Annotated in this window: 22 protein-coding genes; all 22 read right to left on the minus strand. The window is 69.4% G+C overall.

The genetic code is table 11. From position 1 onward, the window contains the following. Positions 1-125 precede the first annotated feature (125 nt). The 22 genes from dnaE to M3U25_RS00540 all read right to left on the minus strand — a co-directional run bounded on the left by dnaE (position 126) and on the right by M3U25_RS00540 (position 25,810). Positions 126-3,710, minus strand: coding sequence for a DNA polymerase III subunit alpha (dnaE, locus tag M3U25_RS00435; protein ID WP_355496149.1), 3,585 nt, complete (start codon positions 3,708-3,710; stop codon positions 126-128). Between the two features lie 151 nt (positions 3,711-3,861). Continuing rightward, on the minus strand, positions 3,862-4,557 hold the full coding sequence (locus M3U25_RS00440; RefSeq protein WP_355496146.1) for a ribonuclease HII: 696 nt from the start codon (positions 4,555-4,557) through the stop codon (positions 3,862-3,864). Next, a complete protein-coding gene (lpxB, locus tag M3U25_RS00445; RefSeq protein WP_355496143.1) occupies positions 4,554-5,837 on the minus strand; it encodes a lipid-A-disaccharide synthase in 1,284 nt (427 codons plus the stop codon). The genes M3U25_RS00440 and lpxB overlap by 4 nt, the downstream gene beginning before the upstream one ends. 23 nt (positions 5,838-5,860) lie before the next feature. After that, entirely contained in the window at positions 5,861-6,652 is a 792-nt protein-coding gene (gene lpxA / locus M3U25_RS00450; RefSeq protein ID WP_355496140.1) for an acyl-ACP--UDP-N-acetylglucosamine O-acyltransferase, read from the minus strand. A 19-nt stretch (positions 6,653-6,671) separates the two neighbouring features. Then, positions 6,672-7,127 carry a 3-hydroxyacyl-ACP dehydratase FabZ gene (gene fabZ / locus M3U25_RS00455; RefSeq protein WP_242159360.1) on the minus strand — a complete coding sequence of 152 codons (456 nt, stop codon included), beginning with the start codon at positions 7,125-7,127 and terminating at the stop codon, positions 6,672-6,674. Further along, a complete protein-coding gene (gene lpxD, locus M3U25_RS00460) occupies positions 7,124-8,140 on the minus strand; it encodes a UDP-3-O-(3-hydroxymyristoyl)glucosamine N-acyltransferase (protein WP_355496135.1) in 1,017 nt (338 codons plus the stop codon). The genes fabZ and lpxD overlap by 4 nt, the downstream gene beginning before the upstream one ends. Before the next feature lie 96 nt (positions 8,141-8,236). Further along, the gene (locus tag M3U25_RS00465; RefSeq protein WP_355496132.1) at positions 8,237-8,530 is read right to left on the minus strand and encodes a hypothetical protein; all 294 of its coding nucleotides are present in this window, start codon (positions 8,528-8,530) and stop codon (positions 8,237-8,239) included. A 93-nt stretch (positions 8,531-8,623) separates the two neighbouring features. Beyond that, on the minus strand, positions 8,624-11,044 hold the full coding sequence (gene bamA, locus M3U25_RS00470) for an outer membrane protein assembly factor BamA (RefSeq protein WP_355496130.1): 2,421 nt from the start codon (positions 11,042-11,044) through the stop codon (positions 8,624-8,626). An 80-nt stretch (positions 11,045-11,124) separates the two neighbouring features. Beyond that, the gene (gene rseP / locus M3U25_RS00475; RefSeq protein ID WP_355496128.1) at positions 11,125-12,483 is read right to left on the minus strand and encodes an RIP metalloprotease RseP; all 1,359 of its coding nucleotides are present in this window, start codon (positions 12,481-12,483) and stop codon (positions 11,125-11,127) included. Positions 12,484-12,509: 26 nt separating this feature from the next. Then, positions 12,510-13,715: a 1-deoxy-D-xylulose-5-phosphate reductoisomerase gene (locus M3U25_RS00480; protein WP_355496125.1), complete on the minus strand. Its 1,206-nt coding sequence runs from the start codon at positions 13,713-13,715 to the stop codon at positions 12,510-12,512. A gap of 5 nt (positions 13,716-13,720) precedes the next feature. Continuing rightward, positions 13,721-14,545: a phosphatidate cytidylyltransferase gene (locus M3U25_RS00485; protein WP_017908843.1), complete on the minus strand. Its 825-nt coding sequence runs from the start codon at positions 14,543-14,545 to the stop codon at positions 13,721-13,723. Continuing rightward, the gene (gene uppS, locus M3U25_RS00490; protein ID WP_160963978.1) at positions 14,542-15,282 is read right to left on the minus strand and encodes a polyprenyl diphosphate synthase; all 741 of its coding nucleotides are present in this window, start codon (positions 15,280-15,282) and stop codon (positions 14,542-14,544) included. The genes M3U25_RS00485 and uppS overlap by 4 nt, the downstream gene beginning before the upstream one ends. A 38-nt stretch (positions 15,283-15,320) precedes the next feature. Continuing rightward, positions 15,321-15,878 carry a ribosome recycling factor gene (frr, locus tag M3U25_RS00495; protein WP_019796890.1) on the minus strand — a complete coding sequence of 186 codons (558 nt, stop codon included), beginning with the start codon at positions 15,876-15,878 and terminating at the stop codon, positions 15,321-15,323. Between the two features lie 193 nt (positions 15,879-16,071). Next, positions 16,072-16,794: a UMP kinase gene (gene pyrH, locus M3U25_RS00500; RefSeq protein WP_160945796.1), complete on the minus strand. Its 723-nt coding sequence runs from the start codon at positions 16,792-16,794 to the stop codon at positions 16,072-16,074. An 81-nt stretch (positions 16,795-16,875) separates the two neighbouring features. Beyond that, positions 16,876-18,369: a GGDEF domain-containing protein gene (locus M3U25_RS00505; protein ID WP_242159356.1), complete on the minus strand. Its 1,494-nt coding sequence runs from the start codon at positions 18,367-18,369 to the stop codon at positions 16,876-16,878. Between the two features lie 119 nt (positions 18,370-18,488). After that, the gene (gene tsf / locus M3U25_RS00510; RefSeq protein WP_355496119.1) at positions 18,489-19,367 is read right to left on the minus strand and encodes a translation elongation factor Ts; all 879 of its coding nucleotides are present in this window, start codon (positions 19,365-19,367) and stop codon (positions 18,489-18,491) included. A gap of 151 nt (positions 19,368-19,518) precedes the next feature. Beyond that, entirely contained in the window at positions 19,519-20,316 is a 798-nt protein-coding gene (gene rpsB, locus M3U25_RS00515; RefSeq protein WP_017908839.1) for a 30S ribosomal protein S2, read from the minus strand. 278 nt (positions 20,317-20,594) lie between these two features. Then, the gene (locus tag M3U25_RS00520; protein ID WP_355496115.1) at positions 20,595-21,308 is read right to left on the minus strand and encodes a fimbria/pilus periplasmic chaperone; all 714 of its coding nucleotides are present in this window, start codon (positions 21,306-21,308) and stop codon (positions 20,595-20,597) included. Positions 21,309-21,328: 20 nt separating this feature from the next. After that, the gene (locus M3U25_RS00525) at positions 21,329-21,649 is read right to left on the minus strand and encodes a hypothetical protein (RefSeq protein WP_355496112.1); all 321 of its coding nucleotides are present in this window, start codon (positions 21,647-21,649) and stop codon (positions 21,329-21,331) included. 81 nt (positions 21,650-21,730) lie between these two features. Further along, positions 21,731-22,753: a spore coat U domain-containing protein gene (locus M3U25_RS00530; RefSeq protein WP_355496109.1), complete on the minus strand. Its 1,023-nt coding sequence runs from the start codon at positions 22,751-22,753 to the stop codon at positions 21,731-21,733. Beyond that, positions 22,750-25,119: a fimbria/pilus outer membrane usher protein gene (locus tag M3U25_RS00535; RefSeq protein ID WP_355496106.1), complete on the minus strand. Its 2,370-nt coding sequence runs from the start codon at positions 25,117-25,119 to the stop codon at positions 22,750-22,752. Before M3U25_RS00535 ends, M3U25_RS00530 begins: the two co-directional genes overlap by 4 nt. Next, a complete protein-coding gene (locus M3U25_RS00540) occupies positions 25,070-25,810 on the minus strand; it encodes a molecular chaperone (protein WP_355496103.1) in 741 nt (246 codons plus the stop codon). The genes M3U25_RS00535 and M3U25_RS00540 overlap by 50 nt, the downstream gene beginning before the upstream one ends. Positions 25,811-25,819 lie beyond the last annotated feature (9 nt).

Below are 25,819 nucleotides of genomic sequence, written 5' to 3' on the forward strand. Positions count from 1 at the left end.
AATGGGGAATCGGGAATGGCAAGAGCGGGGCGGCTCCGCGCGATGTTCACGCCATCGGGAGGCCGGCTTATACGACTCCCGACTCCCGACTCCCGATTCCCCATTCCCCATTCCCCATTCCCGGCTCACGCCCACGGCGGGCTGTACTTGACCTTCACCGCGCGCACCGCCGGGTCGCCGCGCAGGGCGTCCAGCAGCTGGGGGTCCACGCGCACCGAATGGCTGCCGTTGAGGTCTAGCATGCCGGCGATGCCGCCCTGCGCCGACTGCAGCAGCAGGTCCAGGCGCAGTGGCGTCTTGCCTGGACGGTGGCGGGCGAGCAGGCCGTCGATGCGCGGCCAGGCGCTGCGCTGGCGCAGGTCCAGGCGCAGCGACAGGCGCTGCGCGTGGTGCGTGCAGATCTGCTCGTAGTCCCAGCACTGGCGGATGCGCATGGCGTAGCCGCCGTTGAATTCGTCCTCGCGCACGCCGCCCTTGACGATGAGGATGCGGTCGCGGGTCAGCAGGTGGCCGAACTCGGCGATGGCGTCGGAGAACGCGCTGCACTCGATGCGGCCGCGGCCGTCCTCGAGTTGCACGAATACCTGGCTGTCGCCCTTGCGGCGCACGCCGACCACCTGGCCGGCGAGGATCGCGCTGACCTCCGGGCGCCACGCGCGCTTCTCGCCGTCGCCGCCGCCGCGGCCGCCGCCGGATTGCGCGCAGATCTTTTCCAGCGCGCTCAGGTCGCAGCCGACCAGTTCGCGCACTTCGTCGCGGTACGGATCGAACGGATGGCCGCTGAGGTAGAAGCCCAGCGTCTCGCGCTCGCCGGCCAGCAACTGGCCCAGCGGCCATTCCTTGCTCTCCGGCAGGTCCAGGCGCAGCGCCGGGGCGCTGGTGTCGGCGCCGCCGAACAGCGAGTTCTGCCCGGAGGCGCGCTCGCGCGCCATCTGCTCGGTGGCCTTCATCACCTCCGGCAACTGCAGCATCAGCGTGGCGCGGTTGCTGCCCAGCCCGTCCATCGCGCCGGCGTTGATCATCGCTTCCAGCGTGCGCTTGTTGAGCTTGGCCGACTCCACGCGGGTGCAGAAATCCAGCAGCGAGGCGTATTCGCCGCCGCGCTCGCGCTCGGCCACGATCGCTTCGCAGGCGCCGCGGCCCACGCCCTTGATCGCGCCCAGACCGTACTGGATGGTGTCCGGCGTGGCCGCCTCGAACATGTAGGCCGAGGCGTTGATGCGCGGCGGCAGCACGGTCAGGCCGAGGTTGCGCACCTCGTCGAGGAAGCCGACCACCTTGTCGGTGTTGTCCATGTCCGAGGACAGCGTGGCCGCCATGAACTCGGCCGGGTAGTGGCGTTTCAGCCACGCGGTCTGGTAGCTGACCAGCGCGTAGGCGGCGGCGTGCGACTTGTTGAAGCCGTAGCCGGCGAACTTCTCCATCAGGTCGAAGATTTCGTCGGCCTTGGCCTCGCCGACGCCGCCCTTGGCCGCACCCTCGCGGAAGATCTCGCGGTGCTTGGCCATTTCCGCCGGCACCTTCTTGCCCATCGCGCGGCGCAGCAGGTCGGCGCCGCCCAGCGAGTAGCCGCCGACGATCTGCGCCATCTGCATCACCTGCTCCTGGTACACCATGATGCCGTAGGTGTCCTTCAGGATCGCTTCGGTGCGCGGATCGGGATAGACGATCTCTTCCTGGCCGTGCTTGCGCGCGTTAAACGAGGGAATCAGGTCCATCGGGCCGGGGCGGTACAGCGAGACCAGCGCGATGAGATCTTCGAAGCGGTCGGGGCGGGCGTCCTTCAGCAGCCGGCGCATGCCCGAGGATTCGAACTGGAACACCGCGCCGGTATTGCCCGAGGCGAAGATGCCCTTGTAGGTCGGCGCGTCGTCGAGCGGGATCGCGGCGATCTCCACCGGCGGAATGCCGGCGCGCGCGTGGCGCACGTTGATCGCCTTCACCGCCCAGTCGATGATGGTCAGGGTGCGCAGGCCGAGGAAGTCGAACTTGACCAGGCCGACCTGTTCGACGTCGTCCTTGTCGAACTGGGTGACCGGGTTCTTGCCGAAGTTGTCGACGTCGTGTTCGGCGAACAGCGGGCAGAAGTCGGACAGCGGCGTCGGCGCGATCACCACGCCGCCGGCGTGCTTGCCGGCGTTGCGGGTCAGGTCCTCGAGCTGCCGCGCCAGGTCCATCAGGTCGCGGACGTCGTCCTCGGCCTGGTAGCGCTGGATCAGCTCCGGCGAGGCCATCTCGCTGTCCTTGCCTTCGCCCATCGCATCCTTCAGCGTGATGCCGAGGATGTTGGGGATCAGCTTGGCGACGCCGTCGACCAGGCCGTACGGGAAGCCGAGCACGCGGCCGCAGTCGCGCACCACCGCCTTGGCCGCCATGGTGCCGTAGGTGATGATCTGGCTGACCCGGTCGCGGCCGTACTTGCGCGCCACGTAGTCGATCACCTCGTCGCGGCGATCCATGCAGAAGTCGATGTCGAAGTCGGGCATCGACACGCGTTCCGGGTTGAGGAAGCGCTCGAACAGCAGGTTGTACGGCAGCGGGTCCAGGTCGGTGATCTGCAGCGCCCACGCCACCAGCGAGCCGGCACCGGAGCCGCGGCCCGGGCCGATCGGGATGCCCTGATTCTTGCCCCACTGGATGAAGTCGGCCACGATCAGGAAGTAGCCGGGGAAGCCCATCTTGATGATGGTGTCCAGCTCGAACTCGAGCCGGTCCACGTAGTCCTGGCGGGTCTTGCCGGGCGCCAGCGGGTTCTTTTCCAGGCGTGCGGCCAGGCCGTCGCGCGACTGGCTGCGGATCCAACTGTCCAGCGTCTCGTCGTCGGGCACCGGGTAGGCGGGCAGGAAGTAGGTGCCCAGCTGCATCTCGATGTTGCAGCGTTGCGCCAGCGCCAGCGTATTGTCGAGCGCGTCAGGGATGTCGGCGAACAGCGCAGCCATTTCCTCGGCCGACTTCAGGTACTGCTGGTCGCTGTAGTCGCGCGGACGCTTGGGGTCGTCGAGCACGCGGCCGGAGGAGATGCACACGCGCGCCTCGTGCGCGGCGAAGTCGCTGGCGTACAGGAAGCGCACGTCGTTGCTGGCGATCACCGGCAGGCCGCGGGTGCCGGCGGCGTGCAGGGCGAACTGGTTGAACGCCTCCTCGCCGTCGCGGCCGGTGCGGGTCAGTTCCAGGTGCAGGCCGTCGCCGAAGATGCGCTGCCAGTCGGCCAGTTGCTGCTCGGCCAGGTCGTGGCGGCCTTCGCTGGCCAGGCGCCCGGCCAGGCTCTCGCGGCCGGCCAGCGCGAACAGGTTGTCGCTGCCGGTCTGCAGCCATTCCGGGCGCAGCGCTACGCCGCCTTCGCTGCGGTGGCCTTCCAGCCAGGCGCGGGTCAGCAGTCGCGACAGGCTGAGGTAGCCGTCGCGGTTGCGGCACAGCACGGTCAGCCGCCACGGCGCCTGGGTGCCGTCGGCGATCAGCAGGTCGGCGCCGGCGATCGGCTTGATGCCCACGCCCTCGGCGGCCTTGTAGAACTTGACCAGCGCAAACAGGTTGTTGAGGTCGGTGACCGCCAGCGCAGGCAGTTCCAGCTCCACTGCGCGGCTGAGCAGGTTGGCCTGCTTGGCTTTCTTCGGGTCAGCCTGATCCGGTTTCTCGGGCACACGGATGGTCGAATCCGCCAGCGAGAACTCGGTGTGGATGTGCAGATGGGCGAAGCGGGAAGTGGACATGCGGAACCAGAGCGATGCCCGGGCAGGGTAGCGGCGGGGGGCGAGCCGGGCAAGGCTTGACAGGTGGGCGCGGGGATTCGGGAGTGGGGATTGGTGGCGGTCTCAGTGGGCGGTGAGTGCGCGTGATTGCCCGCCTATCCCAACTGAACTCCTACGCGAGCTGCAGCGACTCCAGCGAATCCCCAATCTCCACTGCCGAATCCTGGCCCGCCAGGGCCATCCTGACCGGCGCGAAGCTCCGCCGGTGGTGGACGCAGGGGCCGTGCGCGGCCAGTGCCGCCAGGTGCGCCGTGGTGGCGTAGCCCTTGTGCAGGTCGAAGCCGTAGTGCGGGTGCTCGTCGTGCAGGCGCTGCATGATCCGGTCGCGGGTGACCTTGGCCACGATGGAGGCGGCCATGATCGCGCGGTCGCGGGCATCGCCGCCGACCAACGCCTCGGCGGCGCAGGGCAGGCCCTTGGGCACGCGGTTGCCGTCGATGCGGGCGAAGCCGGCGACGTGGGCCACGCCTTCGACCGCGCGGCGCATGCCCAGCATGGTCGCCTGGTAGATGTTCAGGCGGTCGATCTCCTCGGCCTCGATCAGCACCACCTGCCAGGCCAGCGCCCGCTCAACGATGCGCGCGTACAGCGTCTCGCGCCGCGCCGCAGTCAGTTGCTTGGAATCGTCCAGCCCGTTGATGCGGGTGCGCGCCGGATCGAACACCACCGCCGCCACCGCCACCGGCCCGGCCAGCGGACCGCGGCCGGCCTCGTCGACGCCGGCGTAGAGCCGGGAATCGGGAGTGGGGAATGGGGAATGGGACAAAAGCGACTGCTGCGGCGACGGCGAGGAAAGGGGGCGCTTCATGCCGTTGCTCCTGACGATTCCCGATTCCCGATTCCCGGATCCCGGCCCTCCAGCAATTCGAGCACCGCATCCGCCGCGCGGGCCGAGGCGTCCTGGCGCAGCAGCAGGTGCAGGCGCTCGTACTCGGGCTGCAGCGCCGCCACCGCCTGCGGGTTGCGCAGCCAGTGCAGCAGGGCGGCGGCCAGCGCATCGGGCGTACAGGCGTCCTGCATCAGTTCCGGCGCCAGGTCGTGGCCGGCCAGGATGTTGGGCAGCGCGTAGCGGTCCACCTTCAGCAGACCCAGCGCCTTGACGATGCAGTAGGTGAGCGGGGCGACCTTGTAGCCGACCACCATCGGCCGCTTCACCAGCATGGCTTCCAGGGTCGCGGTGCCGGAGGCCAGCAGCACCGCGTCGGCGGCGAGCAGCGCGGTGCGCGCGTTGCCGTCCAGCACCTGGGTGGCGGCCGGCGGCAAGGCCGAGCGCGCGAGTTGCTCGGCGATCAGCGCCTTGCACGCGGCATTGGCGGCCGGCACCAGCACGCGCGCGTTCGGCAACTGCTGCAGCACCTGCGCGGCGGCGGCGAAGAAGGTGTCGCCGAGCTTGCCGATCTCGCCCAGGCGGCTGCCCGGCAGCACCGCCAGCACCGGCACGTCGGCGGCCACGCCGAGGGCGGCGCGCGCGGCGTCGCGGTCGGCGTGCAGCGCGATCGCGTCGGCCATGGGGTGACCGACGAAGCGCGCATCCACGCCGTGTTTGGCGTAGATCGGCGGCTCCATCGGGAACAGGCACAGCACCCGGTCGGCGCTGGCGCCGATCTTGGCCGCGCGCTGCTCGCGCCAGGCCCACACCGACGGGCTGACGTAATGCACGGTACGCAGCCCGCGCTGCTTCAGCCAGCGCTCCACGCCAAGATTGAAGTCGGGGGCGTCGATGCCGACGAACACGTCCGGCTGCCAGGCCAGCACCCGCTCGCGCAGCGCGCGGCGCAGCTTGAGCAGGCGCGGCAGGTGCCGCAGCACTTCCAGCAGGCCCATCACCGCCAGCTCGCTGGCGTCGAACCAGGTCGCGCAACCGGCCTGGCGCATCGCCTCGCCACCGACCCCGGCGAACTCGGCGTTGGGGTAACGCGCGCGCAGCGCCTCGATCAGCCCCGCGCCCAGCAGATCGCCGGAGGCTTCGCCGGCGACGAGGGCGATGCGCAGCGGTGCTGCGCCGGGAATGGGGAATGGGGAACGGGGAATGGTTGAAGCAACAGCGGAGCCGGGGCCGGGCGGGCGACCGCTCTTCCCATTCCCCATTCCCGATTCCCCATTCCCGGCCGTCATCGCAACAACGGCCGCTCGCTGGATTCGATGAATTCCAGCATCGCACGCACGTCCTCGCTGCCTTCGGCCAGCACCGCCAACTGGTGCTTGGCCTCGGCCAGCGGCAGGCCGGCCACGTACAGCGCGCGGTAGGCGCGCTTGATCGCGGCCACGCGTTCGGGATCGAAGCCGCGGCGTTTGAGTCCTTCGCTGTTGATGCCGCGCGGGCGCCCCAGCGAATTGCCGCCGACCATGGTGAACGGCGGGACGTCGCCGTTGATCAGTGCGCCCATGCCGAGGAAGGCGTGATCGCCGATGCGGCAGAACTGATGCGCGCCGGCGAAGCCGCTGATGATGACGTGGTCGCCCACTTCCACATGCCCGGCCAGGGTGGTGTTGTTGGAGAACACGCAATGGTTGCCGACGATGCAGTCGTGGGCGACGTGTGTGTAGGCGAGGAACCAGTTGTCGCTGCCGACCCGGGTGATGCCGCCGCCGCTGCCGGTGCCGCGGCTGACGGTGACGAACTCGCGGATCACGTTGCGATCGCCGATCACCAGTTCGGTGCGTTCGCCGGAGAACTTCTTGTCCTGCGGGTCGCCGCCGAGCGCGACGTGGCCGACCAGGCGGTTGTCGCGGCCCAGCCGGGTCGGGCCGACGATGCTGCAATGCGAGCCGATCTCGCAGCCTTCGCCGATCTCCACCTCGGCGCCGATCACGGTGAAGGCGCCGACGCGCACGTCGGCGGCGAGTGTCGCGCCCGGGTCGATGATCGCGGAGGGGTGAATCAGGGGAGCGTTGGCGCTCATTGCAGGTCTCCTGCCAGGGTCATTCGCGGGTGCCGGCGCACAGCACTTCGGCGCAGGCCACGACCTTGCCGTTGACCTTGGCCTCGCCGTAGTACACCGCCATGTTGCGGATCACCCGCTTGATCTCCACGTGCAGCTCCAGCACGTCGCCGGGCACCACCTGGCTGTTGAAGCGGGCGTTGTCGACCTTGACCATGTAGAACAGCTTGGACTGCGCGTCGCGGCCCATCGCCAACTGGGTCAGGATGCCACCGGCCTGCGCCAGCGCCTCGATGATCAGCACGCCGGGCATGATCGGCTGGCCGGGGAAATGGCCCTGGAAATACGGCTCGTTGATGCTCACGTTCTTGTGCGCAACGATCCGGCGGTTCTCGAAATCCAGCGAGACCACCTTGTCCACCAGCAGGAACGGGTAGCGGTGCGGGAGCAGTGCGCGGATCTGGGCGATGTCCGGCAGGGGCTGATCGTGGCTCATTCCTTCTCCTTGCTGACAGACAGGATGCGACGGGCCAGGGCATCGAGCTGTTTGAAGCGCGCGGCGTTCTTGCGCCACGTGCGGTTGTCGGTCAATGGGGTGCCGGACGAGTACTCGCCCGGCTCGTGGATGGAGTTGCGCACGACCGACTTGCCGGTGACCACGACCTTGTCGCAGATCTCCAGGTGGCCGACCACGCCGACCGCGCCACCGAGCATCACGTAGCGGCCGATCTTGGCGCTGCCAGCGATGCCGGTGCAGCCGGCGATGGCGCTATGCGCGCCGATGTGCACGTTGTGCGCGACCTGCACCAGGTTGTCCAGGCGCACGTCTTCTTCGAGGGTGGTGTCTTCCAGCGCACCGCGGTCCACGCAGGTGTTGGCGCCGATCTCGCAATCGTCGCCGATGCTGACGCCGCCCAGTTGCGGCACCTTGATCCAGCGGCCGGCGTCCATCGCCAGGCCGAAGCCATCGGCACCGAGCACCGCGCCGGGATGCACGCGCACGCGCTGGCCCAGGCGCACCCGGGTGACCAGGGTGACGCGGGCGATCAGTTCGCTGCCGGCGCCGACCTGGCAGTCCTCGCCGATCACGCAGCCAGGGCCGATCACGCACCCTTCGCCGACCAGGCTGTGCGCGCCGATGCTGACGAAGGCGCCGATGTGCGCGCTGGCCGCGACCTGCGCGCTGGGATCGATGCTGGCGCTGGGATGGATGCCGGGCGGCCGCAGCGGGGCCACGTCGAACAGCGCGGCGATCTTGGCGAAGGCGACATACGGATCGCGCGCGATCAGCGCGGTGCCCGGCGCCGCCTCGGCGTCGTCGGCGCGCAGCACCACGACGGCCGCGGTGCTGTCGGCCAGTTGCGCACGGTAGCGGGGATTGGCCAGGAAGCTGAGCTGCCCCGGGCCGGCCTGCGCCAGCGTGGCCACGCCGCGCACCGCGACGCTGCCGTCGCCATGCACCTGCAGGCCGAAACGCTCGGCGATCTCGTCAGCGGTATAGGAATTCATCACGGATAGAAGTCTATTCTCTGCTCGTGTGCTAGTCACGACGAGGCCCGGGTTGACCGGGCCTCGTGGATGCATCAGGAAACTGCTTTGCCGAGATCAGCTGCCGCGGTGGCTAGTGGATTTCGGATCGGTTGCGGCTACTTTCGCAAGATCGTGCTTGGCGACACTACTCTGAAGCTGCTCGCTGAGGACGATCTGTCCGTGGCCTGGCGACTTGGTGTGCGCAAGGCAATATCTCAAGTTTGCGTCACAGTTCATGCCATCTGGATGTGCCAGACAAGCGGAATAGTTGTCGTAACAGTCGGCCATCGCCACGCCCGAGAACGTTGAGAGGGCCAACAAGGAAGCAAAACACCACCCAGATACAGAACCGCGATTGCTCTTCTTCATCTGATTGCGTCCTGAATGTAATGCCGCCGCGATTGGCGGCGGCATTACACTGGCACAACAACGAAGCTCTGTGAAGGCAGCGTCACGCCTCGATCAGAACTGCCCGCCAAAGGTGAACTGGAGGCGCTCAATTTCGTCGTTGTCTTCCTTCTTCAACGGAATCGCATAGCTGATCGAGATCGGGCCGACCGGCGCGCGCCACAGCAAGGCGATGCCGGTGGACGCGCGCAGCTCGTTGGACTTGAAGTTGTCCACTCCGTTGAACACGTTGCCGAAATCGACGAACGCCGAAATACGCGCCGACGGGCTATCGAACAGCTTCGGGAAGTACATTTCGAAGGAGCCGACGGTCTTGAACGAGCCGCCCAGCGGCTGGCCGCGGCGGTACGAGGCGGTGGCTTCGGAGCGCGGGCCGAGGGTGTTGTCCTCGAAGCCGCGGACCGAGTTGGTGCCGCCAGCGTAGAAGTTCTCGTAGAACGGCAGGCCCGAGGCAGTGACGCGGCGGATCAGGTTGGAACCGTCGCAGGCCTGCGGGTTGTAGGTCGTGGTGCCTTGCGCACCGTTGGTGTAGGTGCCGCAGATATCGCGCGACACGTCGCTGCCGTAGCTGTCGCCGTAGCCGAATTCGGCACGCGTATTCAGCACCAGCGACGACGACAGCGGCCAGTACTTGGAGATCTGGTAGTTGAGCTTCCAGTACTCCACGGTCGATCCGGGCAGGGTGGCTTCCAGGCCCACGCGCTGGTACATGCCGCGGGTCGGCATGAAGTATTGGTCGCGGGTGTCGCGTGCCCAGCCCAGTTCACTGCGCCAGGCGTGGAAGGTCTTCGTCCCCATCGCGTCGATGTAGTTGATGATCGCCTGCGGGGTGAAGCCGGGATAGGTGGTGATCTGGTTGCTGTCCACGCCGAACATCAGCGAGACACTGTCGGTCTCGGTGATCGGCACGCCGAAGATCACCTGCGCCGCGCCGTTGGTGCTGTTGTACTGCGCGGTGCCGAAGTCGGAGTAGTCCAGCTTGCGCCACGACAGGTTGTAGCCCAGCGACACGCCGTCGTCGGTGAAGAACGGGTTGGTGTAGGAGAACGCGTAGCGCTCCTGGTAGCTGCTGCGCGAAGCGTCGACCGCGACGCGGTTGCCGCCGCCGAGGAAGTTGTTCTGCGACAGCTGCACCGAGGTGGTGACGCCGTAGGTCTGCGAGTAGCCCAGGCCGAAGGTGAAGCTGCCCGAGGTGGTCTCCTTGACGTTGTAGACCACGTCGACCTTGTCGTTGCTGCCCGGCACCGGTGGCGTTTCCACGTCCACCGTCTCGAAGTAGCCCAGGCGCTGCAGGCGGATCTTGGAGCGGTCGATCGCCGCCTGCGAGTACCAGGTGTCCTCGAACTGGCGCATTTCGCGGCGCAGCACTTCGTCGGAGGTGCGGGTGTTGCCGCGGAACACGATGCGCCGCACCGACACGCGCGGGCCCGGCGTGACCTGCAGGTTCACCGCCACCGTGCGCTTCTCGCGGTCGGTGGTCGGGATCGGGGTGACCTTGGCGAAGGCGTAGCCGATGTTGCTCAGGGTGTTGGTGATGGCGTCGGAGCTGTATTCCAGCAGCGCGCGCGAGAAGGTGTCGCCCGGCTTGGGGATCACCAGCTTCTCGATCTCTTCCTGCGGCAGGATGGTGTCGCCGGTGACCTTGATGTCGGAGATCTTGTACTGCTCGCCTTCGGTGATGCCGGCGGTCAGGTACATGTCGCGCTTGTCGGGGCTGATCGCCACCTGGGTGGAATCGACGCTGAAGTCGACGTAGCCGCGGTCCAGGTACCAGGAGTTGAGCTTCTCCAGGTCGCCGGACAGCTTTTCCTTGGAGTACTGGTCGTCGCGACGGTACCAGGACAGCCAGTTGTGCTCGCGCGACTCCCAGTTTTCCAGGATGTCCTTGTTGAGGAACTTCTCGGTGCCGATCAGGTTGACGTGGCGGATCTTGGCCGCCTTGCCTTCCTTGATCGCGATGGCCACGTCGACGCGGTTGCGGTCCAGCGGACTCACCGTCGGGGTGATCTCGACGTTGTACTTGCCGCGGTTGTTGTACTGGCGGGTCAGCTCCTGGGTCACCCGGTCCAGGCTCAGCCGGTCGAAGGTGCCGCCTTCGCTGAGGCCGATGTCGGACAGGCCCTTGAGCAGTTCCTCGCTCTTGATGTCCTTGTTGCCGGTGACGGTCAGCTTGTTGATCGCCGGGCGCTCCTTGACCGTGACCACCAGGATGTTGCCCTGGCGGTCGACGCGCACGTCCTCGAAGAAGCCGGTGCGGTACAGCGCACGGATCGCCTCGGCGACCTTGGCCTCGTCCACGGTGTCGCCGCGCTCTACCGGCAGGTAGGTGAACACGGTGCCGGACGAAATGCGTTGCAGCCCGTCGACGCGGATGTCGCTGGCGGTGAAGGGCTCCGCTACCTGGGCCAGGGCCGGCAGGCTGAGGCTGGCGGCGAGGGCGAGGGCAAGCAGGCGGCGAGTGGGAAATCTCGTCATGTCACGTCCGGTAGAGGTCGATATCGTTGTTGCATGGGCGCCGGCGCAAGACGACAGCGGGTCGAGTGAATCGGCGCGGGTCATCGCAGGGCCTGGCCGAAGAGGTCGTTGTAGAACGCCAACCCCATCAGCCCTGCCAGCAACGTCAGGCCCACGAATTGTCCCGCCGCCATGGCGCGCTCGCTCAGCGGGCTGCCCTTGACCAACTCGATAAGGTAATACAGCAAGTGCCCGCCGTCCAAGATCGGGATCGGCAGCAGGTTCATGATCGCCAGGCTCAGCGACAGCATGGCCAGGAAATTCAGGAACCAGTCCGGGCCTTGCTTGGCCGAGACATTGGCGACCTTGGCGATGGTGATCGGGCCGGAGACGTTCTTCAGCGAGGCCTCGCCGGTCAGCATGCGGCGCAGGATGCCGAGGGTGTCGCCGGCCATCCGGCCGGTCTCGCGGAAGGCGACCGGGATCGCCGCCAGCGGGCCGTAGCGCAGGGTGGCGTCGTAGGCGGGGCGGCGCTGCTCGCCGATGCCCACGCCCAGCTTCCAGGTCGGCGCGCCGGCGCCGGCGGCCTGCTTGAGATGGACTTCCAGGGCCAGCCGCTCGCCGTTGCGCTCGACCTCGATCAGGCCGTTGCCGCCGTCGCGGCCCAGGGCCTGCACCCGTGGCGCGACCTGGTCGGCGCTGGTGATCGGGCTGCCGTCCACCGCCAGCACGCGGTCGCCGGGGCGCAGCACGCCGTCGGCGGCCGAGCCGGGGGTGACGTTGGCGATCACCGCCGGCTGCAGGGTGAAGCGCCAGGTCAGGCCGGCCAGGGCCGGCACCTGCTGCTCGTCGAAGCCGACCGGCAGTTGCGACAGGCGCAGGGTGTGGGTGCGGCTGGTACCGTCCTGCGCGTCCTCGGTCAGCACCGGCACGTCTTCGCGATCCATGGCGGCGACGGTCAGCTGCATGGCGGCCTCGCTCCAGGTGGCGACGTCGCGGTCGCCGACGCGGACGATGCGCTCGCCGGGCTGGAACCCGGCCTGCTGCGCCAGGCCCTCGGCGCGGCCGACGATCGGCGCGTAGTCCTGCTTGCCGATCACGAACATCGCCCAGAGGAACGCCACGCACAGGATCAGGTTGGCGATGGGGCCGGCGGCGACGATGGCGATGCGCTGCCACACGCTCTTGTTGTTGAAGGCCTGCGCGCGCTCGGCCGGGGCCACCTCGCCCTCGCGTTCGTCGAGCATCTTCACGTAGCCGCCGAGCGGGATCGCGGCGATCGCGAACTCGGTGCCGTGGCGGTCGTAGCGCGACCACAGCGGCTTGCCGAAGCCCACCGAGAAGCGCAGGACCTTGACCCCGCAGCGGCGCGCGACCCAGAAATGGCCGAACTCGTGGAAGGTCACCAGGATGCCCAGGCTGACCAGCATCCACCAGATGGAGCCGACGACATTACCCATGCGCGTGGCTCATGGCGGCGTGCGAATCAAGCATGGGCGAAGTGGCGGGCAATGGCGAGTTCGGTGATCTTGCGCGAGTGCGCATCCGCCGCCAGCAATGCGTCCAGGGAATCGGCCGCGACCGCAGGCAGCTCGGTCAGGGCGTTCTCGACCAGCGCAGGAATCGATAGGAAACCGATCCGGCCCTGAAGAAAGGCTGAAACGGCCACTTCGTTGGCCGCATTCAGGATCGCCGGGGCGCTGCCGCCGGCCTGCATCGCGCGCCAGGCCAGGGCCAGGCAGGGGAAAGCGTCCAGGTCCGGCGCCTCGAAGTCCAGCCGGCCCTGCGCCAGCAGGTCCAGCCCGGCGACCCCGGAAGCGATGCGGTCCGGCCAGCCCAGGCCCACCGCCAGGGTGGTGCGCATGTCCGGCAGGCCCATCTGCGCCAGGGTCGAACCGTCGATGAACTCAACCAGCGAGTGCACCAGGCTCTGCGGGTGCACCAGCACCTCGATGCGCTCGGGTGCCAGGGCGAACAGGTGGTGGGCCTCGATGACTTCCAGGCCCTTGTTCATCAACGTCGCCGAATCGACGGAGATCTTCGGCCCCATCGACCACTTCGGGTGCGCCACGGCCTGCGCCGGGGTCACCGCCTGCAGGCGCGCGCGGTCCCAGCCGCGAAACGGGCCGCCGGAGGCGGTCAGCAGCACCCGCCGCACCTCGGCGCCGGTCTGGCGCGAGCGCAGGCACTGGAAGATGGCGTTGTGTTCGCTGTCGATCGGGATGATCTCGGCGCCGGCGGCCGCGGCCGCGGCGGTGACCAGCTCCCCGGCCAGCACCAGCGCCTCCTTGTTGGCCAGCAACAGGCGCTTGCCGGCACGCGCGGCGGCCAGGGTCGAGGCCAGGCCGGCGGCTCCCACGATCGCGGCGACCACGCTGTCGCAGGCGTCGCTGGCTACCAATTGATCCAGGGCGGCGTCGCCGGCATGCGCCTGGGTCGACAGCCCGGCCGCGCGCAGGCCGTCACGCAAGGCCGGGTAGAGGGCCGGATCGGCGATCACCGCATGCGCGGGGCGGTGCGTGGCGCACAGCGCCAGCAGCGCGTCGACGTTGCGCCCGGCCGCCAGCACGCCGGCGCGCAGGCGCTGCGGATGGCGCGCGATCACGTCCAGCGCCGAGGCGCCGATCGAGCCGGTGGCGCCGAGCACGGCGATAGTGCGGACCGCCGGGTCCTTGCTGTGTCGCGTGTTCACTGGCCTCAGAACCCGAAGATGTCCTTGCCCAGCGCGAAGATCGGCAGCGCCGCCAGCACGCCGTCGATCCGGTCCAGCACGCCGCCGTGGCCGGGGATCACGTTGCCCGAGTCCTTGGCGCCGACGTGGCGCTTGAGCAGGCTCTCGAACAGGTCGCCGACCACCGAGGCCAGCACGCTGACCGCAGCCACGATCAGCAGCCCAGGCAGGTGCGGCAGGGTCACCCCGGCCAGCCAGCCGAAGCCGGCGGCCACGATCAGGCCGGCCAGCAGCCCGCCGACCAGGCCTTCCACAGTCTTGTTGGGGCTGATCCGCGGCGCCAGCTTGTGCTTGCCGAACTGGCGGCCGGCGAAATAGGCGCCGGAATCGGCGGCCCACACCGTGGCCAGGGCGGTCAGCAGCCAGCGGTGGCCGTTGGGCTCGCTGGCGTGGATCAGGCCCAGCGCGGCCCAGGCGGGCACGATCGCCAGGGTGCCGGCCGCCAGCTTGAACACCCGCGCGTAGGTGGCGTGGTCGGAGCCGAAGCGGTAGAAGCCCAGCCACAGCAAGGCCACGCACCACCAGCCGGCGCCGATCAGGGTGGTCAGCTGGAACAGCACCAGCGAGCCGGCCGAGGCCCACACCAGCAGCACCATCAGCAGCAGGTTGAGCATCAGCAGGATGGTGCGCGGCAGGGTGTCGTCGACCTCGGCCAGCTTCAGCCATTCCCACAGGCCGATCAGGAAGATCAAGGCGGCCAGCGCGACCAGCCACTGGGTCGGCAGCAGCAGGATGGCGCAGATGGCCAGCGGGGCCATGATCAGCGCGGCGATGACGCGGGTACGGGTCATGCGGAAACGTTCTCCGTCGCCGCTTCGGCGACCTGCGCGCTGGTGAGGCCGAAACGCCGCTCGCGGCGGGCGTAGTCGTCCAGGGCTTGTTGCAGCACCTCGGGGCCGAACTCGGGCCAGAGGGTCTCGGTGAACCACAGTTCGGTGTAGGCCAGCTGCCACAGCAGGAAGTTGCTGATGCGCAGGTCGCCGCCGGTGCGGATGAACAGGTCCGGCGGCGGCAGGTCGGCCAGCGCCATGCGCGCCGACAGCGCGTCCTCGTCAATCTGCTCCGGGCGCAGGCGCCCGGCAGCGACGTCTTCGGCCAGCGCGCGCGCGGCCAGGGCGATGTCCTGGCGGCCGCCGTAGCTGGCGGCGATCGACAGGTGCAGTGCCTGGTTGTCGCGGGTGCGCGCCTCGGCCTGGGCCATCCGCTCACACAGCGACGGCGCGAAGCGCGAGCGGTCGCCGATGAAGCGCACGCGCACGCCGCGCCGCTGCAGTTCCTCGACCTCGCGGTCGAGCGCGTGCAGGAACAGCTTCATCAGCGCGTCCACTTCCTCCTGCGGGCGTCCCCAGTTCTCGCTGGAGAACGCGAACAGGGTCAGCGCGGCGATGCCGCGCTCCAGGCAGAAGTCGATGGTGCGGTTGACCGCGCGGGCGCCGGCACGGTGGCCGATCACGCGCGGTCGACGGCGGCGCTGCGCCCAGCGGCCGTTGCCATCCATGATGATGGCCAGGTGGCGGGGCAGGGACATGGGGACGGGGTCGGAAGGCATGGCCGGCAGGCGCAGGCTCAGACCGCCATCAGTTCCTGTTCCTTGCCCTTGACCACTTCGTCCACGTCCTTGATCGCCTTGTCGGTCAGCTTCTGGATGTCGTCCTCGCTGGCGCGGGCCTCGTCCTCGGTGACCTTCTTGTCCTTCAGCAGGTCCTTGACCTGCTGGTTGGCGTCGCGGCGGATGTTGCGGATCGCGACCTTGGTGTCCTCGCCTTCGCCATGCACGACCTTGGACAGCTCGCGGCGGCGCTCTTCGGTCAGTGCCGGCAGGTTGAGGCGGATGGTGGTGCCGGCGGTGTTCGGGGTCAGGCCCAGGTCCGAGGCCAGGATCGCCTTCTCGACCGCACCGACCATCTGCTTTTCCCACGGGGTGATGGTCAGCGAGCGGGCATCGGCGACGGCCACGCTGGCGACCTGGCTCAGCGGCATGTCAGAGCCGTAGTAGTTGACCTTCAGATGCTCGACCAGGGCGGTCGACGCGCGCCCGGTCCGCACCTTGATGAGCGCATGACGCAGCGCGTCGATGCTCTTGGCCATGCGGGTCTGTGCGTCTTGCTTGATTTCGTTGAGCATCGCCGGTGTCCGTGCTGAATCTGAATCGGACGATTATAGCCTGCTGGGAGTGGGGAATCGGGAATGGGGAATGGCAAGGCGGATTCCGGCTCGCCTAAACAACGCCAATGTTGCGAGAATCGGGGCCAGAGCCAATGTTGCAGCGCGCAACGCTGTGGCGATTCCCCAATCCCGATTCCCCATTCCCGGCGTTTCAGCCCCGACCCTTCACCAACGTCCCGATCTCGGCGCCGCGCAGGATCTTCAGCAGTTCGCCGGGCTGGCCCATGTTGAAAATGCGCAGCGGCAGGTCGCTGTCGCGGGCCAGGGCGAAGGCGGCGGTGTCCATCACCTCGAGGTTGCGGGCGATGACCTCGTCGTAGGTCAGGCTGTCGAAGCGCACCGCGTCGGGGTGCTTCTTCGGGTCCTTGTCGTACACGCCGTCGACCTTGGTCGCCTTCAGCAGCAGGTCGGCGCCGATCTCGATCGCGCGCAGCGCCGCGCCGGAGTCGGTGGTGAAGAAGGGGTTGCCGGTGCCGGCGGCGAAGATCGCGATGCGGCCCTTTTCCAGATGGCGGATCGCGCGGCGGCGGATGAAGTCCTCGCACACGTCGTTGATCTTGATCGCGCTCATCACCCGCACCTTGGCGCCGAGCTTCTCCAGCGCGTCCTGCATCGCCAGCGCGTTGATGACGGTGGCGAGCATGCCCATGTGGTCGCCGGTGACCCGGTCCATGCCGCCGGCGGCCAGGCCGGCGCCGCGGAAGATGTTGCCGCCGCCGATCACCAGCGCCACTTCCGCGCCGGCCTGCTGGGCCTCGATCACCTCATGGGCGAGGCGGTTGATGATCTTGGGGTCGATGCCGTAGTCCCCATCCCCCATCAGCGCTTCGCCGGAAAGTTTCAACAGGATGCGGCGATAGGCGAGCTGGGACATGGCGACCTCGTTGGGGGATGACGGGCAAACCACACGATTTTAGCCGATGCGCGCCAGCGCGTCTGCGGCGCCGGGCAGGCTTCAGCGTTGCGCTTCGCCGCACGAACGCGCGGTGACGCGGTTGCGGCCGCCGTGCTTGGCGCTGTATAGCATGTCGTCGGCCGCCTGCAGCAGTTCCTGCGCGCTGTTGAAGCGCTCGCGGCCGCCCTGGGTGGCCACGCCCGCGGAGAAGCTGATGTGCAGCGGGCCCTGCCTGGTCTGGGCCATCTGCCGCTGCGCGATCTCGGACAGGATGCGCCGCATCACCCCGAGCGCGGCTTCCTCGCCGGTGTTGGGCAACAGCACCAGGAATTCCTCGCCGCCGAAGCGCGCCACGATGTCGCTGCTGCGCAGCAGCGGCTGCAGGGTCTGGGCGAACGCGCGCAGCACCTGGTCGCCGACCAGGTGGCCGTGGGCGTCGTTGATCTTCTTGAAGTCGTCCAGGTCGATGAAGGCCACCGACAGCGGCCAGTCGTGACGGTTGGCCAGTTCGAACTGCTGCTGCAGCAGGGTGTCCAGCTGGTGCCGGTTGAACACGCCGGTGAGGGCGTCGCGGCTGGCCTGCTCGGCCAGGCGCCGGGCGTGCTGCTCGTATTCGTCGGCGCGCTGGCGCACGCGATTGGCCTCCTGCACGTCGCGCAGGTTGCGCAGCACCATCAGCTCGCGGGCGTGGCTGATGATCGCGTCGACCCGCTCCGGCTGCGCGATGCGCACGTCGAAGATCGGGCTGACCGACGGCAGCGCTTCGGCGATATGGCCGATCACTTCGTCGAAGCGGCGGCTGTCCAGTTGCAGGTCGCGATAGGCGCGCTGCATGGCGTGGCTGCGTGCGGCTTCGGTGTCCTCGTTGAGCCAGATGTCGGCGATCGACCCGGACAGGCGCACGCAGATGTCGAAGGGTTCGCTCGCCTCGGCGTCGCCGCCGTTGCCGATGCTGCGCTGCAGGTAGCCGGGCAGCTTCCATTTCTTCGCCAGCCAGGCGCCGACCTCGGCGCGGTCGGCGCCCAGGTGCTCGCGCTCCAGGGCGCTCAGCCGCTGCGGATCGCCTTCGGCCTCCTGCAGCAGTGCCGCGTACCGGTCGTGGCAGACGTGCAGCAGGGCCAGTGCGCCCATGTCCTGCAGCAGGCCGGCCAGCATCAGTTCCTCGTGCTTGCGCAGGCCGGCGGCCTGGCCGAGCAGGCGGCTGGCCAGGGCGGCCAGCACGCTGCGCCGCCACAGCCGTTCCTGCGGCGCGCTGGCGTCGCCACGCAGGCTCTGCACCATCGAAAAGCCCAGCGCCAGGCTCAGCGCGGCGTTCAGGCCGAGCATGGTCAGCGCCTGGCCGAGGTTGTCGATGCGCCGGCGGCTGGCGTACAGCGGGGAATTGGCGATGCGCAGCATCCGCGCGCTCAGCGCCATGTCCATGGCGATGGCGTCGGCGGTGGCCGCCAGATCCACGTCCGCGTCCTGCGCCAGCTCGATGATGCGCAAGGCAATGCCGGGAGGCGAGGGCAGGTCGCGGGAGTGGCTCAGGATCGCTTCGAGTTCAGGATGCATGCACTTCCGATACGGCATGGAATAAGAGATGGGGCAGCGGCCTGTCCCAGCCCGCGCAGCGTACACCCGCAAAAAAAAAGCCGCGACAGTGCGCGGCTCTTTTCTTCCCGGGCGCGGGATCAGGCCAGGCCGGCCTGCTTCATCACTTCGGCGGCGTAGTCTTCCACCACCTTCTCGATGCCTTCGCCCACCGCCAGGCGCTGGAAGCCGGCCACGTCGGCGCCGGCGGCCTTCACCGCCTGCTCCACGGTCTGGTCGGTGTTCAACACGTAGGGCTGGCCGTACAGGGTGACCTCGTTGACGATCTTGGCGATCTTGCCGCTGATGATCTTCTCGAGGATGTCGGCCGGCTTGGCCTTGTCCTTCTCGGACATCTTGGCCAGCTCGATTTCCTTTTCCTTGGCCACGAACTCGGCCGGGACGTCGGACGCCTTGACGTGCGGCGGGTTCATCGCCGCGATGTGCATGGCGATGCCGCGGGCCAGGTCGGCGTCGCCGCCCTTGACCTCGACCAGCACGCCGATGCGGCCGCCGTGCACGTAGGCGGCGACGTTGTTGGCGCTGTCGATGCGCACCAGGCGGCGCACCTGCACGTTCTCGCCGACCTTGGCGATGACCGCGGCGCGGGCTTCTTCGACGGTCTCGCCGCTGGGCAGCTTGGCGCTCTTCAGCGCTTCGACGTCGACGGCGCCGGAGGCCAGGGCGGCCTGGACCACGGCATCGGTGAAGGCCAGGAAGTTGTTGTCCTTGGCGACGAAGTCGGTCTCGGAGTTGATTTCGACCAGGACCGCCTTGCCGCCGTCCTGGGCCATCGCGATGCGGCCTTCGGCGGCGACGCGGTCGGCCTTCTTGTCGGCCTTGGCCAGGCCCGACTTGCGCAGCCACTCGGCGGCGTTGTCGATGTTGCCGGCGTTCTCGGTGAGTGCCTTCTTGCACTCCATCATGCCGGCGCCGGTGCGCTCGCGCAGTTCCTTGACCAGGGAAGCAGTGATTTCCACGGGATGTCCTCACGAAAGGTGGGAAAAGGCCGGCTTGCGGCCGGCCGGTAGATCTGGGAAGCGGGCGCCGCAGGCGGCGCTCGCGAAGCCGGGCGCGCCGAACGCGCCGGGCAGCGGCTGCGCATGATCGCGCAGCCGCATGGCGCGCCGGTTACTCGGCGGCGGGAGCGGTTTCTTCGGCCTTCTTGCCGTTCTTGCGCGGGCCGCGGCCCTTGTCGTCGCCGCCCTCGGCGAACTCTTCCTCGCGCACGCTGGCGGCGTTCGGCGCAGCGGCCTTGCCTTCCAGCACGGCGTCGGCGGCGGCACGGGCGTACAGCTGCACGGCGCGGATGGCGTCGTCGTTGCCCGGGATGGCGTAGTCCACCAGGTCCGGGTTGTAGTTGGTGTCGACCACCGCGATCACCGGGATGCCGAGCTTCTTGGCTTCCTTGATGGCGATGTCTTCATGGCCGATGTCGATGACGAACAGGGCGTCGGGCAGGCGGTTCATTTCCTTGATGCCGCCCAGCGAGGCTTCCAGCTTGTCGCGCTCGCGGCGCAGGGTCAGCACTTCGTGCTTGACCAGCTTATCGAAGGTGCCGTCGGTTTCGGCCGCTTCCAGCTCCTTCAGGCGCGCCACCGACTGCTTGACGGTGCGGAAGTTGGTCAGCGTGCCGCCCAGCCAGCGCTGGGTCATGAACGGCTGGCCGCAACGCTCGGCTTCTTCCTTCACCGCGTCGCGGGCGCTGCGCTTGGTGCCCAGGAACAGGATGGTGCCGCGCTTCTGCGCGACGCTGGAGATGAAGTTCATCGCGTCGTTGAACAGCGGAACCGTCTTCTCGAGGTTGATGATGTGGATCTTGCCGCGCGCGCCGAAGATGTACGGCGCCATCTTGGGGTTCCAGTAGCGGGTCTGGTGGCCGAAGTGGACGCCGGCTTCCAGCATCTGACGCATGGTGACCTGGGGCATTGCAGTGACTCCTGATGGGGAACCGGCCGTGCGCGGGCAGGGATGGGTGAAGCGCGCGCATGACGGTGCGGCCTTGTGGGTCCGCACGACGATTCCGGGGTTGGGCCTCCCTGCTGTCTCCGTGACCGAACTCCTTGCGGAGCACCCCGGCACGGGCGATGGCAGCAGGTGTGAATTCGCCGGTGCGTCCGGCGTGGACGGTTCATCGGGCCATGACAGGCACGACGAAGCCGCGCACTATACCTGGCGGGGGGCGGTGGCGCAATGCGCCGGCCGGCTTACTCGGCCGGCAGCGGCTGCAGCGGTGCCTGCTCGTCGAGCCGCGCCGCGAAGCGGCCGCCCGGCGCGGCCGCGGCGGCCGGCAGCGGCCAGCGCTTGTAGGCGCCGGGCAGGACGTAGCCGGCGAGGCTGGGGAACAGGGGCACGGTATGACCGTCGGCGGCGATGAAGCTCAGGTCGCTGAGCCGGGCGTGGGCGCTGCCGCGGTTGTGTACCACCAGCTCCGGCCCCTGCGCGCCGGCAATCAGGTGGGCGCTGAGGCGCGGCGCGGCCGCCGGGTCCGCTGGGCTCAGGAACACCGGCGTGGAATAGCGCAGCAGCAGGGGCGCGCCTGCCGTGACGGGCGAAGGCGCGGCAGCGTCGGCTGGAGCGGCACGTTCCTCCAGCACCAGGCGGTAGGCGCGCTCGGTGGTAGCGGCGGGGCCGATGCGCACCAGCCGCAGCAGTTGCCGCCCCTGCGCGGGAATGTCGATCGATTGCGGGCTGGTGCGGACCTCGTCGGTGCTCTCCAGTGCGTCCATTCCCTCGATCTGCTGCCAGCGGTACACCCGGACCTGCGCCTGCCAGGGGCGGTCCTGGGTGTTGCTCAGCCAGATCTCGGTGCTGGTCTCCTCCGGCGCCAGTTGCACCAGGGTCGGGCTGATCCGCACCCCGGCCGCATCGGCGCTACCGGCCAGCGCCAGCAGCAGCGCTGGCAGCAGGCCTGTGCGCATTCGGCGGCGGGCACCGCCCACTAGAACGCGACCGTGGCGTAGCGCGCCGCGTCGCGCGGCGCGGCGCCGGTCGTGGACAGGCTCAAGGCCAGCGCGGTGCCGGCGCTGGGCACGGGCGTGCCGTCGATGCTGACCTGGTAGGCCAGCGGGCGGTTGCAGGCGATCGTCGGCAGCGCCCCGGGCTGCGCGCCGACCGCGGTGCCGATCTCGCAACTGCGCTCGATGCGGATCCCGATCCGCAACGTGGCGCTGCCGCTGCCGACCGTGGGCTGCGCCGCCGCATCGATGCCGGCCACGCACAGGCTCGCCAACAGCAGCGGTCGCAGGAACGGCAGGCGCATCGATCGGGGCTCCGAAGTAGACACAATCGATAACGGCTCCCATCCCGGCAACTTGACCCGCGCCGCGGTCCCGTTCAGGCCTCAGTAGGTGACGGTGACCTTGACCACGTCGCTATAGCTTCCCGGGGCCGGGGTCTGCTGGGCCGGCACCTGGCCGTACAGGGTCAGCGACTGCGCGGCGCCGGTCCCGGTGCCGGTCTGGGTGTCGGTGTTCAGGGTGCTGCCCCAGCGCTGGGTACGCGCGGCGTCGCGGTACAGCTCGTAGGTCAGGTACTGGCCGCTGGCGCTGCGCATGCGCCGCACGGTGCCGCTGGCGTTCTGGCCGTTGTCCAGGCTGACCTGCCAGGCGGTGCGGGCGCGGCAGGTCATGCTGAGCGCGGTGGTGTAGTTCAGCGGGGTGTCGATCAGGCCCGACTGGGTGCCGAAATCCAGATCGGCGATGCTGGCGATGGTGCAGGTCGGCGTGGCGGTGGCGCTGGCCACGAACGGGAACTGCACCGAGGTGCCGCCGCCCTTGCCGCCGGTGGTGCAGGAGGTGGGGATCACCGCGGGGTTGCCGATCAGCGGTTCGTCGTAGCGGTACTGCAGGTTGGTGTACACCCCGCTGAAACTGTTCTGGTACAGCCCGGTGGCGATGCCGCTCTGCAGCGGCACCCGCGCGTAGAGGGTGTAGGTGGCGGTGCCGCTGCCGCCGGTCGCCAGCGACGAGTAGGTCAGGTCCACCTGCAGCGGCGTGGAGCCGCTCAGCGTACTGCCCCAGATCAGGCTGCGGGCGCTGTCGCGATAGAGCTGGAAGCCGAGGCTGTCGTTGAGCGGGTTGAGCATGCGCCGCGGGGTGATGCCGAGACCGCCGCCTTGCGCGCCTTCGTCGATGTTCAGGCACATGCGCACGTAGATGGTGCCCAGCACGCTGATCGCGCCGGTCTGGCAGGTGACCACGACCTGCGCGGTGGCGTCGGTGGCGGCGCTATCGGAAAGCGTGCCGAAGCTCAGTGCCGTGGCCTGCGCAGTACAGGTGGTGGTGGCCGCGGCGCGCGACGGCAGCAAGGCCGCGGCCGCCAGCAGCAGCGCCGGCAGCAGCAGGCGCCAGGCGCGCACGCTCACGGCGCGGTCTCCGGCAGGCAGCGCAGCGGGCCCAGCCCGGTGGGCGGGGCCTGCGTCGTGCGCTCGATGCGGAACCGGCAACGGCTGCCGTGCATGTCCACCTCCAGGTCGTTGCGGCCGGCGCCGAGTCCTTCCACATAGGCTTGGCCATCGTAGCCGACCACCGTGTCGACCCCGGGGCCATGCACCCGGCTGCCGACCGGCAGCGGCACGCCGTCGGCATCGTGCAGTTGCACCAGCACGCCATCGCTGCGGTGGATCGGGAACGCCACCACCACCCCGGTGCGGTCGCGCGGCACCACGATCTGGTCGACCTGCTCGGGCCGCAGCTCCGCCGACAGGCGCATCGGATCGATCGACAGCCGGTTGTGCTGCCAGGCCAGCAGTGGCGTGACCAGCAGGAAGCCGCGCGCATCGGTGCGGCCGATCGGCCGGTTCTCCAGCAACACCGGCACGTCGGCGACGCCGCCGGTGGAGACCAGGGCGAAGGCCTGGTCGAGATCGCGGCCAGGGAACCAGCCGCCACCGATCCAGGCCACGCCGCCCGAGGCCTCGGCGTAGCCGTAGGTCTGGCCGCCGGTGCTGGCGATGCCGCCGGCGTAGCGGGCGCTGGCGCCGCGCCAACTGGCTTCGGCCAGGCCGCCGCCGCCGTCCTGCCCGCCGCGCGCCTGCAGCCGCCAGCCGCTGCCGCCGTCGGCCGCCGCCGCCTGGCTGAGGTCGGCCGTCGCACTGGTGCGCGCGCCGATGCGCTGCATGGCGACGCCGGCCTGGCGGCGGCCGTCCAGCGCCACCGACCAGCCCAGGTACACGCTGCGGTCGCGGGCCTGGTCCAGGTTCTGGTTGATGCTCAGGTTCAACGACGATTGCCGCGGCAGGGCGCGGGTCCAGAACAGGCTGGCGTAGCGCTGGTCGTCGCTGTCCGGGTAGGCCAGGCGCACATAGCTCAGGGCGATGCTGCCCAGGCCGTTCCAACTGCTGCCGAACAGGGCGCGCTCGCTGACCCGCGGCGGCGCGGCGCCGTAGCGCGCGGCCACGTCGCGGTAGCCGGACTGGGCGCGCTGGGTATCCAGCGCCAGGTTGAAGCGGCCGTTGTTCCAGCGGTAGCTGAGCGCGTATTGCAGGCCTTGCTGGCCGGCCCCGCCGCCGTGCGCCAGCGAGGCGCCGAACACGCCGGCGCGCGGCAGCAGCCACAGCCCGCCGACGCCGGCGTTGCGCACGCCGGCCCCGGCTTCGGCATGCGCCTCGGCGGTGAAGCGCGGCCCGACGCCGCGCCGCCAGCTGGCGCTGCCGACCGTGTCGCCGGCATAGGCGAAATCGGCGACGCCGTACTCCTCGCGCACCCGGCCCAGCGCCAGCGACCAGTCGGTCAGGCCGCTGGCCAGCAGATCCTGGGTCGCATAGAACGGAAAGGCCAGCGAGCGGGTGCGGCCGTAGGCGTCGGTGATCACCACCTGGGCATTGCCGGCGCCGTCCACGCCCGGTGCCGCGGACAACTGGAACGGCCCGGCCGGCAACTGCGCGCCGTACTGGCGGATGCCGTTGACGTACAGGTCCACGCTGGACGGCACCGCCACTTCGCCAAGGAATTCCGGCAACGGGGTGATCGCGCGATACGGCTGCAGGCCGAAGTCGCTGCCGACCCGCACCCCGCCCAGGCGCAGGGTGCGGCTCCAGCTGGTGCTGCTGCTGAAGGTGTCGCCCAGCACCACGCTGGTCATGCGCTCGGGCAGCGACCACTGCCACTGCGTGTCCAGGCGGATCGCCTGGGCGCGCCAGTCCTGCTGCGGTTCGCGGTACAGCCGGCCGACGAAGGACTGCCGCAGCAGGCCGTCGCCCAGGCCGAACACGCGCAGTTCGCCACTGGCGGTGAGGTTGCTGGCGCTGCCCTGGCGGCTGGCGTAGAGGTCGTAGTCGAGCAGGGCGCCGGGCGAACTGGTCGCCGGCAGCGACGGTTCACTGCCGCGGGCGTCGATGCGGGTGGTGGCGACGTCGAGCAGCGCCACCGGCACGTCGATGGCCAGTTGCTGCAGGCTGGCGTCGTAGCGGAAGCGCACGCCGTCCAGGTCGCCCAGGGCGATCGCCGCGGTGGCGTCGCTGGCGTCCACGCGCAGGCCGAGCTGGCGCAGGGTCGCGGCACTGGCGCGCAGTTGCGCGCCGTCGCGCTGGAACTGGAACAGGCCGGGCTGGCGGGTCTGGTTCAGGGTGACTTCCAGGTACAGGGTCTCCTGCGCCGGCGCAGCGGCCTGGGGCGGGGTGGGGACTTGAGGCTGGGCGACGGCGGGCGCGACGGTGCCGGCCCACAGGGCCAGCAGCAGCTCAGGGCGCCGCGGCGTCCATGACCAGCGACTGCGCGCGTGGCTCGCCATTGATCCTTGCCTCGAACGTTCCCTGTGTCTGCGCCAGCGCCGCCGGCAGCGGCCAGCGCTTGCGCTGGCCCGGCAGTACGTAGCCGGCCAGGCCAGCGGCGATGGCGCTGCGTTGCCCATCGCCGGCGACGAACTGCAGGTCCACCAACTGCGCGTGGCCGTTGCCCTGGTTGCGCACTTCCAGCGCTGCGCCCGCGCCGTCGCGGACCAGCCGCGCGCGCAATGCCGGCGCGGTGGCCACGGCCGGCTTGAGGAACACCGGCACCGAGTAGCGCAGCACGAACTGCAGCCCGGCGCTGGCGGTGCCGCCGGCGTCCTGGCTGGGCAACTCGTCGACCAGGATGCGGTAGGCGTCCTCGCCGGCAACGGGCGCGGGATCCAGGCGGATCACCCGGACCAGTTGCCGCGAGTGCGGCGCCAGTTCCAGCATCGGCGGGCTGAGCGCGATGCGGTCGCTGGGGTCGAGCACGTCCTCGCCGTCGCGCTGCTGCCAATGGAACACGCGGACCTGCGCGCGGAGCGGCACGTCGCCGCTGTTGCTCAGCCACACGCCTTGCGCGGTTTCCTCGGCGCGCAGCGACACCGACGTCGGCGCCACCTGCAGGCTCGCCGCCACGGCCGTGCCGGCCGCCGCCAGCCACAGCGCGGCAAGCGCCGGCAGGCGCAGGAAGGAAGGCAATCGCACTTGCATGCAGGCGGC

Origin of the sequence: Xanthomonas sp. PPL134 (assembly GCF_040595915.1) — a bacterium.
In the GTDB taxonomy this organism is placed as follows: domain Bacteria; phylum Pseudomonadota; class Gammaproteobacteria; order Xanthomonadales; family Xanthomonadaceae; genus Xanthomonas_A; species Xanthomonas_A indica.